The sequence below is a fragment of the Sunxiuqinia rutila genome, assembly GCF_050589705.1.
In the GTDB taxonomy this organism is placed as follows: domain Bacteria; phylum Bacteroidota; class Bacteroidia; order Bacteroidales; family Prolixibacteraceae; genus Sunxiuqinia; species Sunxiuqinia rutila.
Genome location: NZ_JBNGOT010000003.1, coordinates 330,062 through 345,755, shown reverse-complemented (window position 1 = coordinate 345,755; position 15,694 = coordinate 330,062). Strand labels below are relative to the sequence as shown.

At 42.0% G+C, this 15,694-nt stretch carries 11 protein-coding genes; 10 read left to right on the top strand and 1 reads right to left on the bottom strand.

The annotated features are described in order from the left end of the window. Nucleotides 1–120 precede the first annotated feature (120 nt). The 5 genes from ACRD6K_RS05080 to ACRD6K_RS05060 all read left to right on the top strand — a co-directional run bounded on the left by ACRD6K_RS05080 (nt 121) and on the right by ACRD6K_RS05060 (nt 8,715). A complete protein-coding gene (locus ACRD6K_RS05080; RefSeq protein WP_430972328.1) occupies nt 121–705 on the top strand; it encodes an RNA polymerase sigma-70 factor in 585 nt (194 codons plus the stop codon). Nucleotides 706–775: 70 nt separating this feature from the next. Further along, a complete protein-coding gene (locus tag ACRD6K_RS05075) occupies nt 776–1,801 on the top strand; it encodes a FecR family protein (protein WP_430972327.1) in 1,026 nt (341 codons plus the stop codon). A gap of 81 nt (nt 1,802–1,882) precedes the next feature. Next, nucleotides 1,883–5,317: a TonB-dependent receptor gene (locus tag ACRD6K_RS05070; protein WP_430972326.1), complete on the top strand. Its 3,435-nt coding sequence runs from the start codon at nt 1,883–1,885 to the stop codon at nt 5,315–5,317. Nucleotides 5,318–5,336: 19 nt separating this feature from the next. Continuing rightward, entirely contained in the window at nt 5,337–7,100 is a 1,764-nt protein-coding gene (locus tag ACRD6K_RS05065) for a RagB/SusD family nutrient uptake outer membrane protein (RefSeq protein WP_430972325.1), read from the top strand. A gap of 13 nt (nt 7,101–7,113) precedes the next feature. Beyond that, nucleotides 7,114–8,715 (top strand): alpha-L-fucosidase, encoded by a 1,602-nt coding sequence (locus ACRD6K_RS05060; RefSeq protein ID WP_430972324.1) that lies wholly within the window; start codon nt 7,114–7,116, stop codon nt 8,713–8,715. Nucleotides 8,716–9,305: 590 nt separating this feature from the next. Here the strand turns inward: ACRD6K_RS05060 and ACRD6K_RS05055 are convergent. After that, nucleotides 9,306–9,629 (bottom strand): hypothetical protein, encoded by a 324-nt coding sequence (locus tag ACRD6K_RS05055; RefSeq protein WP_430972323.1) that lies wholly within the window; start codon nt 9,627–9,629, stop codon nt 9,306–9,308. A gap of 1,225 nt (nt 9,630–10,854) precedes the next feature. On the opposite strand from ACRD6K_RS05055, the gene ACRD6K_RS05050 reads away from it, so the two are divergent. The 5 genes from ACRD6K_RS05050 to ACRD6K_RS05030 are packed head-to-tail and all read left to right on the top strand — an operon-like array spanning nt 10,855 to nt 15,693. Then, nucleotides 10,855–12,126 carry a hypothetical protein gene (locus ACRD6K_RS05050; protein WP_430972322.1) on the top strand — a complete coding sequence of 424 codons (1,272 nt, stop codon included), beginning with the start codon at nt 10,855–10,857 and terminating at the stop codon, nt 12,124–12,126. Nucleotides 12,127–12,145: 19 nt separating this feature from the next. After that, nucleotides 12,146–13,459, top strand: coding sequence for a phenylacetate--CoA ligase family protein (locus tag ACRD6K_RS05045; protein ID WP_430972321.1), 1,314 nt, complete (start codon nt 12,146–12,148; stop codon nt 13,457–13,459). Nucleotides 13,460–13,464: 5 nt separating this feature from the next. Beyond that, the gene (locus ACRD6K_RS05040) at nt 13,465–13,896 is read left to right on the top strand and encodes a hypothetical protein (RefSeq protein WP_430972320.1); all 432 of its coding nucleotides are present in this window, start codon (nt 13,465–13,467) and stop codon (nt 13,894–13,896) included. A 20-nt stretch (nt 13,897–13,916) separates the two neighbouring features. Next, nucleotides 13,917–14,096: a symporter small accessory protein gene (locus tag ACRD6K_RS05035; protein WP_299582026.1), complete on the top strand. Its 180-nt coding sequence runs from the start codon at nt 13,917–13,919 to the stop codon at nt 14,094–14,096. A 10-nt stretch (nt 14,097–14,106) separates the two neighbouring features. Next, nucleotides 14,107–15,693 carry a sodium:solute symporter family protein gene (locus ACRD6K_RS05030; protein ID WP_430972319.1) on the top strand — a complete coding sequence of 529 codons (1,587 nt, stop codon included), beginning with the start codon at nt 14,107–14,109 and terminating at the stop codon, nt 15,691–15,693. The last annotated feature ends 1 nt before the right edge of the window (nt 15,694 follow it).

Here is a 15,694-nt window from a genome sequence, read left to right as displayed (position 1 = left end):
AAATGAGGTTTTTATGTTTGATTGAAGAGGTTTTGTGTGGAGTGTTTTAATATATTTCATAATTGGTGGTTTCATTAGATTCCCTAATTTTGATTTTCTAACCTAATAATTTGGCCCCACTTGGATAAGGTAAAATTATATCAGGATAAGGACTTGGTTGTTGAATTAAAGTCTGGTTCGTCACGTGCTTTTCAGATTTTGTTTGAAAAGTACAGTCAACGAATTTTTCATTTTTCCTTAAGCTACTTGAAAAACAGGCAAGAAGCAGAAGAGATTGTTCAAGAGGTTTTCTTTAATGTTTGGAAGGTTCGGGAAGAATTAATGGCTGAGCGATCGTTTGAATCCTATTTATTTACCATCGCCAAAAATGCAATTTTGAATACCATTCGGAAATCGGGCTATCAGAAAGCCTATTTGGAATATGTCAAACTTCATCCCGGTAAGAATATTCTTTTAGAAGAAGAACTGGATTTTAAAGAGCTGGATCAGGCTTTTCGGCGGGCTATTGAAAAGCTTCCACCACGACGCCAGGAAGTTTTTCGGTTGAGCAGGGAGAGGAACCTGACACATGCTGAAATTGCTCAAGAACTGGGTATTTCTGTAAAAACAGTAGAGAATCAAATAACCTCAGCATTTAGCGATATCAAAAAGGAGTTGCTTTCTTACGGATTCTCCGGAATCATTTTCTTCGAACTTTTTTTATAAAAATAGCATTCTTCGATAGGGGGAAGTACATGTTTGTGTGTATAGCTGAATGAAAAGCACACAAAAAAAGATGGCAATAACTCAATTTAATAGCAGAGAATGGCTTAACAAACTTCAGTATGGGAAGATTAGTGAGTCAGAAAAGGAGGTGTTAAGAGCTTGCATTAAAGCAACCTACAAGGATGAGCAATTGAATGAGCTCATGCAGCGGCATTGGGATTCGATGAGCCAAATGGAGCAGGCAGAAGGTGCAGATTTAAGCTTGATTCAGACCAAGCTGCTTTCTTTTATTGCCAAAGATCAATCCAGGTCAAACCGCTGGCTCACGAATTGGAAAACGAATTTGATGCGGATTGCTGCTGTATTATTTATTCCCTTACTGCTTGTTTCTTCTTTCTTGCTTTATACCGTATTTCAACAAAATCAATCAGGTTCCGGACAAGTTGTGATGCAGGAAGTAATAGCGACTCCGGGATCAAGGGTGCATTTTACATTGCCGGACAAAACCGAAGTATGGCTTAATTCGGCCAGTAAACTTGAGTTCCCGGTTGCCATTGGAGAGCAAAAGAAGCGGATCGTAAAGTTATCGGGGCAAGGTTACTTTAAAGTAGCATCAGATAAAAACCGTCCATTTGTTGTGGAAACCGGCGAGTTAAATATTCAGGTGCTGGGCACATCGTTTGATGTGTCGAATTATGCGAATGATCTTCAATTTAATGCAACGCTTGAAGAGGGGAAAATTGCCCTGCTGACTCCGAGTGGAAAGGAAATAGCGCAGCTCGTACCGGGGCAGCAGGCAAGCTTAAATAAATCAACCCATCAGTTTAGCATTGAAAAGGTAAATACCCGGCTTATAACTTCCTGGAAAGACGGGCAGCTTATTTTTGACGATACTGCCTTACCTGAAGTTATTCAACAATTGGAACGATGGTATAACTGTGAAATTGAATTGCAAGAAGGAGTGTCTACCTCTGAATATAGTTTTAAAGCAACCATACAAGATGAAACGTTGGGTGAAGTCTTGAAAATGATTGAACTGTCAACGCCTTTGAAAACTAAACAAATAAACCGAAATGTGACAATATGGGCTGAATAATAAAAAAAGGACAGTGGTGCGAACACTGTCCTTTGAGAATTAATCATAGGTATATAATTAACTCAATGAAAAATCAAATTTATGAAAAAAAAATGGTTCCTAAAGGACCACTGGTATTTTCATGCCAGTGTTAGTAAACTGCTAAAAATTATGAGATTAACAATCTTTTTGATGATTTTGACAAGTTTGCAACTATTTGCAGTTGACAACTTTGCTCAAGCTCAGAGACTAAACCTGAATGTTGCCAATGTATCCATCACGAGGGTGCTGGCAATCATTGAAGATGAAACGGACTACTTCTTTTTTTACAATAGTCAAGGGGTCTCACTTGACAAAAAGGTTTCGCTCAACCTGAATGAAAAGTCGATTACAGAAGTTTTGGATGTCTTATTTGAAAACTCAGATGTCAGCTATACCATAAATAATCGCCAGATTATTTTGACTGGAGAAACATCAAATGCAGGGCAGCAAAAGCAGATGACCGGAAGAGTAACTGATTCATCTGGACAACCTTTGCCTGGAGTTACTGTAATCATAAAAGGGACAACCCAAGGTGCAATTTCAGATTTTGATGGTAACTATATCATTGAAAACGTTCCGGCAGATGCTATTTTGGTCTTTTCTTTTGTTGGGATGCGGACTCAGGAAATTGGAGTTGGTAATCAAACAACAATTAATGTTACACTTGTTGAAGATGCCATTGGTTTGGAAGAAGTAGTGGCTATTGGCTATGGAACACAAAAAAGAGTAAATCTTTCGGGTGCAGTAAGTTCTGTTTCCAGTGATGTGTTGGAGGATAGACCAATAACGAACCTCGGGCAAGGACTACAGGGAACAATTCCCAATCTGCAAGTTTCTCAGAATTATGCTCCTGGGCAAGGCGCAACGTTCAATATTCGAGGAACAACTTCTTTAAATGGAGGAAGTCCTTTAGTTTTAGTTGATGGTGTTGTTCAAGATCCCAATCTTCTTAACCCGGATGATGTAGAAAGTGTCTCTGTTTTGAAGGATGCTGCATCTGCTGCCATTTATGGAGCGAGAGCAGCTTATGGGGTGATTTTAATAACAACAAAAAAGGGCAAGCGGGAACAAGCTCCTAAACTGAATGTTTCGAGTTCGTATACGGTAACCTCAGCGACCAATATTCCTAAGTATGCTGATAGCTGGGAGTATATCACATATATGAATACGGCTAGTATAAATGCAGGAGGAAGCAATTACTTTGATCAAAGGTTAATGGATCATGCATTGAAATATTACGAAGATCCAGTTAATAACTCCCCAGTTTATTATGATCCGGAAATAGACACGAATGGAAAATATAATTATGCAGGAAATACCGATTGGGCAAGTGAACTTTATCAAAATGGAATTCTGAAACAAGTAAATGCCAGTCTTTCGGGAGGAACTGAAAAGATCCAATATTTTATGTCGTATGGATATTTAGATCAAAATGGTTTTTTAAGATCATATGATGATACTTACCGACGTCATAATATAAACTTGAATCTAAATGTTGATGTATTAGAATGGATATCCGTTTCAGGGCGTGCCAAGTATACTTATTCTTTTGAAGATCACCCTTCAGGAGGTAGCAATGGCTGGTCAGGAATATCAGAATATTCAGGACAACTAAAAAACGATCTTCGCCCTTTGATGCCGGTAAGACATCCTGATGGTAATTGGGCAGGACAAGGATCTTTTACCAATCCCTTTGCTGTTGGAGCAGAAGGAGGCTATGATCAGCGCAAAGTAAACGATCTCTGGTTAACTGGAGCTGTTGAAATCCGACCGATAAAAGATGTAAAAGTAAATGTTGATTACACCTTTAATCCATATTCATGGAATAAAGAGCGTACCTCAAGACTATTTTCTGAATATTGGGCAGAACCTGGTAAATCAAACATTTATCCTTGGGTAAATCCCAACTCAGTAGCATTAGAGAATAGCAATGATTACTACAAGGCTTTGAATGCTTATGCCGATTACACGAAATCGCTTGAAGACCATAATTTTAAAGTTCTTGTGGGGTACAACCAGGAGACCAAAGATCTGAAATGGTTTTATGCGAAACGCGAAAACCTGATTGATAATGATCTCCCGGCAATAAACCGGGCTACCGGAGAAGATTACGTGAATGGTAGTGCTTCTTCTTGGGCGGTGCAAGGAGCATTTTTCAGATTTAATTACAATTATGCTGAGAAATATTTCCTGGAAGCTAATGGACGGTACGATAGTTCTTCAAAGTTTCCGAAAGGAGACCGTGCTGAATTTTTCCCTTCTGTTTCAGCTGCCTGGCGTTTTTCTGAAGAAGGCTTTTGGGACGGTTTGAAGCATGTTGTTAGCGAAGCAAAGTTGAGAGCTTCTTATGGTTCTTTAGGAAACCAAGTTGTAAGCAGTAGCGATTTCCCTTATATCTCAAATTATGGAATTAATACGGCCACTTCTTATATGTTAGGTGGTATTTTACCAGTTAGTGTATCGCCGGGATCGTTAGTTAGTCCTTCTTTTACATGGGAAGAGGTAAATCAATGGAATATTGGTGTAGACGTAGGGCTTTGGGAAAACAAGCTTTTAGCAACAGTGGATGTTTATCAACGCAATACGATTGGAATGTTAACATCAGGCAAGCCTTTACCTGCAGTATTAGGCACCGGTGTCCCTAGGGAAAATGCGGCTGATATGAAGACCTATGGATGGGAATTTACAGCTACATGGAAAGATCGAATCAAAGATTTTTCCTATAATGTATCATTTAATATAGCCGATTACCAGTCTGAAATTACGAAGTTTGACAACCCTACCGGAGATTTAGGGAACTACTATGTTGGACAAAAAATTAATGAAATATGGGGTTATGAAGCAAGTGGCTTATTTCAAACTGAGGAAGAAATCGCCAACCATGTAGATCAATCTAAATTATACGGAGGACAATGGAATACTGGAGATGTTAAGTATGTTAATCAGAATGACGACGATGAAATTTCATGGGGCAGCAATACTTTATCTGATCATGGGGATAAACTTATTATTGGTAATAGTACTCCTCGCTACCAGTACGGAATGCAAATAAACTCTTCCTGGAAAGGAATTGATTTAAACCTTTTCTTTCAGGGTGTTGGAAAACGTGATTTATGGACAGGAAGCAACCGTTTCTTTGGAATCGGAAGTCAATGGGATGTTCCAATGAAAGAAACGTTGGATTATTGGTCAGAGGATAACAAAGATGCCAGACTACCTCGTCCCTACATCAATGGAGGACATGGAAACCGACAGGCTTCAACTTTGTATCTTCAAGATGCTTCTTATATAAGATTGAAGCAATTAACTTTAGGATATACACTTCCTGAAAGGTGGATTTATAGAAGCCCTATTGATAAAGTTCGTTTCTACTTTACAGGGCAAAATATCTTTACAATTACGAAGCTATCTGATCTTTATGATCCCGAGAATACTGATTTAATGAGCTATCCAGTCCCAAAATCTTATTCTTTTGGTTTAAATCTTACTTTTTAAAATGCTAAACTAGTAAAATATGAAACGATATAAATTTATAATTATTCTTATAGGGTTTGTGTTGGCCTTGGGAGCGTGTGATGTAACAGATACAGTTCCTGAAGATGCAATCACAGATCTCAATTTTTGGAAGAAGACCGATGATCTGAAGTTGTATGCTAATAACTTTTATACAACACTTTCCTCTCCAAGTCAATGGCTTGATAATACGAGCGATAATTGTGTTACGAACTCTCCAGATAACCGTCTGTTTAACAACATCACCGTTCCCGGAAGTGGAGGTGGATGGGCAATTAGCAATTGGAGTAATATCCGTAATGTCAACTATTTTTTATCTCATTATCAGACGGTGGAAGGTGATGAACAAGAGATCGCTCACTATGTAGGGGAAATTCGTTTTTTCAGAGCCCATGAATATTTTAATAAGGTGAAAGCCTTTGGAGATGTTCCTTGGTTAGATAAGGACCTTATCACGACAGACGACGAGCTTCTTTTTAATGCTCGGGATCCACGAAAGTTTGTTATAGACAAAGTAATCGAAGATTTAGAGTTTGCTGCTTTAAATCTAAAACTTCCGCAAGATGTTGAAAATGGACGTCTTCATAAGTTTGCTGCACTTCAGCTTTTAGCTCGTGTTTGTTTGTTTGAAGGTACCTGGATGAAATACCGGAACTTAAGTGGTTGGGAGTCTTATCTGGAAAAGGCTGCTACTGCCTCGAAACAGATTATGGATGAGGGGAATTATGCTATTGTAAAGGGGAATGCACCTTTCACGTTTGAGGATTATCCATTGTTTTATCGCCAACAATTCATTCAGGAAGACCTGACCAGTAATCAAGAATGTGTACTTCCCAGGATCTATGTAAAAGATAAATTGATGCATGGTTTGTCCAGGCAAGTGAACCAGACAGGATGGGGGATTAGTAAGGATTTTATCGAATCGTTTGTATGTGTTGATGGGCTTCCAATCGCACTGAGTCCACTTTACCAAGGAGATGATTCGTTACAATTGGAAATGACCAATCGAGATCCTCGTTTAAGAAATATGGTTGATAATAAGAATTTACCATATTATTTGGATGGATCACGTCCAATTTCTTATCCAGCAACAACTGTCGCAGTAAATGAGTGTCCAACAGGTTATTTGGCTTCAAAATTTAGAGATCCCGTTCCTGCACAAAATGAAGCCAATCAGACAACCTATGATTGGTATGTTTTTCGGTATGCTGAAGTATTGCTGATTTACGCTGAAGCCAAAGCAGAATTGGGCACGATCTCTCAACCCGACATCGATCTTTCCATAAATAAGTTAAGAGAACGGCTTGATGAACCTGGGGTGTTTGAAATGGGGCGTTTATCTCTGAATCCTGCTGAAGATCCACTTGCTTTGGTTGATGGACAACCAAGGTATGGTTATGCCATTTCACCTTTATTATATGAAATCAGAAGAGAGCGTCGAATTGAACTCGCCTTTGAAGGTTTTCGTTGGGATGATATTTGTCGGTGGAATGCGGGTGTATTAATTGAAAATCCTAAAACGATGTTGGGAATGTCGGTTAATGATGAGGTTATCGAACGTTATAAAAAACTATTTGGAGGCACTAATCAATTCGAAGGTCGCTCGTTTTATGAGTTCACAGATTGGGATGGAGCCGATAAAAAACTATTGAAGGTTTACGCGAATTCGTCCCGAACATGGGATGACAAGTTATACCTAAATCCACTCCCGACAGATCAACTAAGTTTGAATCCAAATTTGACACAAAATCCTGGCTGGAATTAGAATTGTGTTGTAAATGATAACGAAGTCTGTATTGTTCTTAAAAGAGAATAATGCAGACTTCGTATTTTTCTACCTTAAAAAAAGACAAATGAAAGGTTTAGTTATTTTTTTATTAGCACTATCTGTAATGACTGGCTGTAACAGTCAGAAAGACACGAATGGAGTCAAATCCAATTATAAAGTTATTGAACCAGGAGCAACTCTTGACGATATTGTTGAAGTTGCAGCTAATATTACTCCTTCGCCAAGGCAATTACGTTGGCAAGAGCTGGAGTTTATTGCTTTTTTCCACTTTGGAATCAACACTTTTACAGGAAGAGAATGGGGGGATGGCAGTGAGGATCCAAGGCTCTTTACCCCAACCGAATTTGATGCCAGGCAATGGGTGAGAGTATGTAAAGAGTCTGGAATCAAGCAAGTCGTCTTAACGGCAAAGCATCACGACGGATTTTGTCTCTGGCCAAGCCAATACACTGACCATTCCGTAAAGCAAAGCCCATGGAAAGAGGGGAAAGGTGACGTTGTTAAGGAAGTTGCAGAGGCCTGTCGCGAATTTGACCTTGGTTTTGGGGTTTATCTGTCGCCTTGGGATCGAAACTCATCCGTTTATGGCGATTCTCCTAAATATAATGAATACTTCATGAATCAATTGACGGAGCTACTTACAAACTATGGGAAAGTTGATGAGGTTTGGTTTGATGGTGCTTGTGGTGAAGGCCCCAATGGTAAACGACAGGTTTATGACTGGGAAGCATACTATGGTTTGATTCGGGAGCTCCAACCAGAAGCGGTGATTGCAGTGATGGGGCCTGATGTTCGTTGGGTTGGAACCGAAACCGGTTATGGCCGCGAAACTGAGTGGAGTGTTCTTCCTGCAGATATGCAAGACCAAGAATTGATAGCCTCTGATTCGCAAATAAATATGAATTTTGTTCCTCAAGGGGATTTTACGAAACAGGATTTGGGGAGTCGCACAGCTATTGCCGATGCAAAAGCGTTAATCTGGTACCCTGCCGAAACTGATGTCTCCATTCGTCCCGGATGGTTTTACCATGAAAAAGAAGATACCTTGGTTAAATCTCCTCAAAAGTTGATGGATATTTATTTTAGTTCAGTCGGACGTAATGGTGTTCTGTTGTTGAATTTACCTCCAGATCGACGAGGACTAATTCATGAGAATGATGTAAAGTCACTTCAAGGCTTAAAAGCAGGAATTGATAAACTTTATGGAACAAATTATATTTCCGATGCCAGTTTGAAATCTGATGGAGAGAATGTTGAAAAAATTAAAGACCAGGATAATTCAACACACTGGATATCGTCGGCCAATCAAGAGAATGGAGTAATTCAGGTTACTTTACCAAAACCACAATTGGTTGATGTACTATGTCTTCAGGAAAATATTCGAGTTGGTCAGCGGATTGAAAAATTTGAATTGGAGTATTGGGATGGTAAGGAATGGAAGGTTGCCGCTAAAGGGACCACAGTTGGCTATAAAAGACTTTTACATTTTGATCCGGTTCAGGCATCCGAGTTTAGAATTCGAATTTTAGAGTCAAGATTGCAACCTACAATTGCTGAAGTCGGCTTGTACAAGTATCCAGATATGAAATGATTTTGAAAATATCAGTTCTTCCTAAGCTTTCATTTATAAGCAAGATGGATTAAAACATCCCAATATTAACTGCAAAAGCGCCCAAAACCTAATAAAATAGGGCTTTGGGCGCTTTTTGTATTAAGGGTAGAGCCATTCTCTTCCATAAGATAGCCATCATCGGATGGGGTAGAACGATTCGCTGATGGAAGATGGTCTTCATCTTATGTCAGAGAATGTCCTTCGGGCGGGGTAGAACCATCATCTTCCATAAGATCATCCTGATCTTCTACCCGATAGCCTTCCTCTTCCATAAGATAGCCATCATCGGACGGGGTAGAACGATTCGCTGATGGAAGATGGTCTTCATCTTATGCCCGAGAATGTCCATCGGGCGGGGTAGAACCATCATCTTCCATAAGATCTTCCTGATCTTCTACCCGATAGCCTTCCTCTTCCATAAGATAGCCATCATCGGATGGGGTAGAACGATTCGCTGACGGAAGATGGCTTTCTTCTTTTTGTGTTGAAAATAGGGGTTTTAGTTGGGAGGAATGGGACAAAAAAAATTCCGCCTCAGTTTGGAAGCGGAACTTTTAACGATTGCAAAATTACTTTTTGCGTAGCTGGCGCAATTGATGCACCAGGCTGTTGTCTTTCCCCAGTAAACCTTCAATCAGGTTTATGAAAGCCGATGCATCGTCGTAAGCCACTCGAAGTGTGGCATTGGCATGTTTGGTGGCATCGAGCGCAATGGCCTGGGCTTTTTGTTGCTCACCCTCGGCTTCGTCGGCTGTTTGCAGTTTTGTTTTTAGCTCGGCAGAGCGAGCGGTAGGATCGAACCCGGCATCGGTAAGCATGCTGGCATTTTGATCGACCATGACAATGACCTGCGAAACAAAATCACGACTTTCTTTTTCGTTAAGTGTTGCCATAATGATTAATTTAGGCGATTAGAATAACGAAGAATTTCGTTGTTAACTGTGGGCCGCCCGAAGTTTCGAAGGCCGAGGGCGGCCTCTTTATCAACCGGTCTTATGAAAGGCGGAGTACATACCACAACCGTGGTATGTGAACAGAGCGGGTTAAAAATTGAAACGACAAACGGGGGTAATCGTGTCGTTATTTTTAACTGATTCACAAATTATGAATATTATTCATAATGGGCAAACTGTTTTGGAGCATCCCCGTATTTGGCAGCCGTAATAGAGCTTCATAATGTGTGCATTGCCCAAAAATACACGATTCTTCGTCAGCTTCCTCTACTTCCGGGTGTAGTTTATCCAGTTAAAAGGGGTAGGTCAATTCTCCTGAAGGAAGCATTAATAGCAGCCAATCTGCAACCTCCGGTAATAATAAACAAAGTAGATACAGATCATTGCTCTGTTATGTATTTTACAGTATCAGCATAGGATTTGAAAGTGATTTTACTATTTTCGTATCTAACGTGATTTTTTCATAAAAAAGAAATCACTTCTGCGATGATTGATTCTGAAATACTACTTATCAAAGGTTTGAATGAAGGAAAGTGTTTGAGTTTTATAGGGCTATGTATTAAATGCAGCCCCCGATTGTATTGCTTTTTATACGATCTTTTAAAATCGAGAGATGCCGCAGAAGACATTGCCCGGGATTTAAATATTTTGGTTAAAATGATAGAGTATCACATTACTAAGGCGATGAAATATTTAAAAGTGTTCTTTCTCCTCATTTACTACTTCAAGAAAACATAGAGCCCTATGGTTCTCAAGGTTAGTAGTGACCAGAAACAATCATCCTGCTTCAACCTTCAACAGCTCGGTTCTCCGGCGAGTGGAGAAATGCTTTTCAGTCGGTTTACAGGGATTTATTATTCAAAACGATTATAAATTACCAAAACTTCAGATTGGTAGAATTTGCAGGTTGAAATTTACAATTGCTTGTTTATCGGCCTGTTTGGTTGTTGGATTGTAATTTAAAGGGTTCGTATTTAATGAATTGCCTTTTGGGTGGCATTGATTGGACTGGGTTTTCTCTTATTTTTGATTCCCAATCAACCAAAATGACGCTAACTAACGCTCAAAATGTCTTTTCGATCGAACTGTTTTGCATTTTGCAGAAGTCAGTTTCCCGCCATTTGGTCTGAAAAAACCAAAAATACATACTGCTTTTAATTTGAAGATGATGAAGAAATTGCTGGGCGTGCTTGGCCTGATGGGAATGATTTTGTTTGGGAATGCACAAGAGAAAAAGGAAAAAGACCTGACATTGAATTGGTACGGGTTTGTTCGGAATGAGATTTTTGTTGATTCATACAAAGGGCTGGATGCTGCCCACGAGGTGTTTTACCTGGTTCCGCTTTATGTTGGTCAGGATGCCAATGGAGAAGATATTAACGAGCAAGCCAGCTCAAACTTGTCGGCCTTGGCTTCGCGCTTGGGGGTGAAAGTAAACGGACCTGAAATTTTTGGTGCCAAAACCAGCGGAACCATTGAGTTTGATTTTGGAGGAATTATAAAAACAGAACCGACCCTGTTTCGTATTCGTCATGCCAATGTGGTTTTCGACTGGACGAAATCACGCTTAATGGTTGGTCAAAGCTGGCACCCTTTCTGGGGCGGAGGTGCTTACCCAACGGTCGCCAGCCTGAATACCGGTTCGCCTTTCCAGGCGTTTAACCGTTCTCCTCAAATTCGCTACGATGTGAAAGCAGGCTACTGGACTGTGTCAGGCGCTGCGGTATATGAAAATCAATACACTTCGAAATGCTTTGAAGCCGGTAACTACAGCACGCCAACTCAAGCGCAGCGCAATGGGGTAATGCCCGAACTGGTTTGGTCGGCCGAGTACAATTACAACGGACTCACCTTAGGAGCTGGAGCTCAGATTAAACGCATTAAACCGCGGATGACAATAACCGGAACGGATGGAACATTTAAGGCCAATGAGTTTTTAACCAGCAGTGGTTTTATGGCTTACCTGAAACACCAAAGCTCCCGTTTTCACATTACAGCCAAAGGCTACTATGGTCAAAATATGACGCACCTGACCATGCTTGGAGGCTATGGTGTGGCTACACGCGACTTGGCAACAGGAGCGGAAACCTATACCAATTACTCCAACTACACGACCTTGCTCAATATGGTTTATGGGAAGAAATGGCAGCTTGGAATGACTTTGGGATATGGTCAAAACCTGGGAACGGATGCCGCTTTGTATGACGATGGATCGGGAAAAGGCGTGGTAGCTGGTACCCTGACCAATGTGCAGGACCTGGCGCGTGTAGCTCCTCATGTCGCACTGAATGTATCAAAACTGCGAGTCGTTGCGGAGTACGAAATGACCAACGCAAATTATGGAGTTGGCGATTTTGACTTTTCGGATGGTTTGTATGCTGATAAGCACCTGACCACCAACCACCGCTTTATTGTGATGATGACCTACGTCTTTTAACGATATAAAAAGCACACCAATGTATTGGGAAAAAGAATTTGAGACCTTAGAGCGAGCCAAGCTGGAAAAACTGCAGCTTGAACGGCTGAAGAACACGATCCGGAATGCCGGAAATGCACCGTTTTACAAAGAATTGTATCAGCAAAAGGGAATTGCTGCCGATAAGCTGAAACATATTGACGACATTCGTCAATTGCCGTTTACCACCAAACAGGATTTGCGTAATCATTTTCCGTATGGCTTTTTAAGCCGGCCGAAACAAGAGATTATTCGCTTGCACAGCTCGAGCGGAACAACAGGTAATCCCACCGTTATTTTTCATAACCGGCACGACATTAGCAGCTGGTCTAACTTGATGGCTCGTTCCCTGTTTTGCGCTGGTATTCGCGACACCGATGTTTTTCAGAATATCTGTGGCTACGGTTTGTTTACCGGCGGACTGGGCTTTCAATATGGTATTGAGCGATTGGGATGCTTAAGCATTCCGGCCGGGGCCGGCAACAGCCTGCGTCAGATTAAGTTGATGCAGGATTATGGCACCACGGCGGTTCATGCTATTCCGAGTTATTTGGGGCGTTTGTATGAGGTGTTTCAGGCTGAAGGTCTGGATCCGCGAAGAGACACCGATTTACGCTTGTTCGTGATTGGTGCCGAGCCACATACCGAAGAACAACGGCAGCGCATTGAAGAACTGTTTGGTGTGAAAGCCTTCAATTCCTTCGGGCTTTCGGAAATGAATGGTCCCGGGGTGGCTTTTGAATGCACGCATCAAGCCGGGCTGCACATTTGGGAAGATGCTTACCTGGTCGAAATTCTCGATCCGGAGACTCTGGAACCGGTGCCTGATGGTGAAATTGGTGAGCTGGTAATGACTACCCTTGACCGCGAAGCAATGCCGCTTGTTCGTTACCGTACGCGTGATCTAACGCGAATTATTCCGGGACCTTGTGCCTGCGGACGGACTCATGCCCGCATCGACCGGATTGCAGGACGTAGCGACGACATGTTCATCATTAAAGGCTGCAATGTATTCCCCATGCAAGTTGAAGGCGTGTTGCTGAAAATTCCGGAGGTCGGTTCCGATTACCTCATTACCCTTGAGAATGTCAATGGGGTGGATGAAATGATCGTTGAGGTGGAAGTCCGGAAGGACTGGTTTAATGGCGATGTTACCCGTTTGGATCGGCTGAGCCGAATGATTACGCAGCAGATTCGGGATGAAGTATTAGCCAAACCGATCGTAAAATTAGTTGAACCCGGTTCGCTTCCCAAGTCAGAAGGAAAAGCAGTTCGGGTAAGAGATAATCGAGTTTTAGATACCGTAAAAATTTAGAAATTATGGCGTATCAGGTCTCTATTTTTTTAGAAAACAAAACCGGACACTTTGAACGGGTAACCCGTGTTTTAAGAGCGAATAAAATCAACATTCGTTCCATGACGCTTACGCATACTGCAAGCGGCTGGGGGATTTTAAACCTGTTGGTTGATCAGCCTGAACGGGCCAAAGAGGCGCTTCAGGAGAATGGCCTTTCGGCCGCTTTGCGCCAGGTGCTGGTGTTTGGCATGGATGACCATCCAGGAGGATTGGATGAAATTCTGCTGCAGCTGGCCAAGGCCGGACTGAACTTTCTGAATGCCTATGGTCGGGTTCTGGAAGATGGTAAAAAAGCTTTGCTCATAGTGGATGTAGAGGATTATGAGGCTGCCTTGGAGCTGGTTGCTCAAAACGACCTTTTGCCGCTTGGTGATGAAGTGGTGTATGGAAACTAAACAACTAAACGAATAAACTTATGTGGGGAATTAACGATCCTTCAATCTATCTGGGTTATCTGCTGGCCGTTTTGAGCTTGCTGCTGTGCGTGTGGTATGGCGCCAAAAACTGGAACAACGGTCGTGAGACGGATGAGCAGGAGATTCGGGAAGATGAGGCCTGGGAGCTGAAAGACGAACAATTGAAAGAACAACTTTAAAGCACAATTTATGAATACGTTTTCTCTTGGATTGGTCGTCATTACGTACTTGTTGGTGATTGCCTACCTGGGCTACATCGGGTTTAAAAATACCAAAACAGCCAATGACTATTTGTTGGGTGGCCGGGAAATCCACCCTTTTGTGATGGCCATTTCCTATGGTGCCACCTTTATTTCAACCTCTGCAATTATCGGATTTGGAGGTGTTGCAGGCGTTTATGGCATGGGTTTGATTTGGCTTACGGTGTTGAACATCTTTATCGGCGTCTTTATTGCTTTTGTTTTCTTCGGAAGGCGGACACGCAAGATGGGGCACAACCTGGATGCCCATACTTTTCCGGAGTTTTTAGGGAACCGCTTTCAATCCAAAAAAATTCAGATGTTCAGCGGGGGAATTATATTTCTTGCAATGCCTTTGTACGCAGCGGTAGTGCTTGTTGGTGGAGCCCGTTTTATCGAGAGTATTTTTGAAATTGACTTTAGTATTGCCCTGACTTTTTTCTCACTGGTGATTGCCGCCTACGTTATTGCCGGAGGCCTGAAAGGGGTGATGTATACTGATGCGCTTCAGGGAGGAATCATGTTTTTGAGCCTGTTTTTCCTGTTGGCCATGACCTACTTTAAGCTGGGTGGTGTGTCCGGAGCGCATGAGGCTTTAACTAATATGGCTAACCTGGTGCCAGAAACCCTGCAGGCCAAGGGGCATCAGGGCTGGACTGCTTTTCCCCGCATGGGCTCGGCCTGGTGGTGGGTATTAACGACCAACATCATTTTAGGAGTTGGCATTGGAGTGTTGGCTCAGCCGCAGCTGGTGGTTCGGTTTATGACCGTAAAAAGCAACCGGGAATTGAATCGTGCGGTGCTCATTGGCGGAATATTCATTTTTGTGGTTACCGGCTTTATTTATACCGTGGGCGCTTTGTCAAACTTGTACTTTTTTCAGCAAACCGGGAAACTGGCCATTGAAGTGGGCCAGGGAAATGTTGACCTGATTATCCCCGAGTATCTTAATGCAGCCATGCCCGAGTGGTTTGTTTATCTGTTTATGTTGGCCTTGCTGTCAGCCGGTATGTCCACGCTAAGTTCGCAGTTCCACACGATGGGAACAGCCATTGGTAGGGACCTGTTTGAAAACCTGTTTCGGGGAAAGACCCTTAACAGTATGCTGATTTCCCGCATTGGCATTGTAGTCGCCATCCTGGTTAGTATTGTGATTGGCTATAACTTGCCCATTGGAATTGTGGCGCGGGGAACAGCCATTTTCTTTGGAATTTGTGCTGCTGCCTTTTTGCCGGCTTATTTTGGTGGTTTGTACTGGAAAGGAGCCACACGTGCCGGAGCCCAATGGAGTATGCTGGCGGGTTTGCTTGGCAGCGCTTTTATGCTGGCTATGGTGCACCAGTCCGAAGCGGCACCACTGGGAATTTGCCAGGCTATCTTCGGAAAAGATTTTTTGATCGATCAATTTCCCTGGATGATTATTGATCCGATTATGATTGCTCTGCCACTTTCCACCTTGGTAATGATTGGGGTGAGCATGATGACACAAAAAGTAGAACCAAAACATTTGGATGTCTGTCTGAAGGGCATCCGTTAAA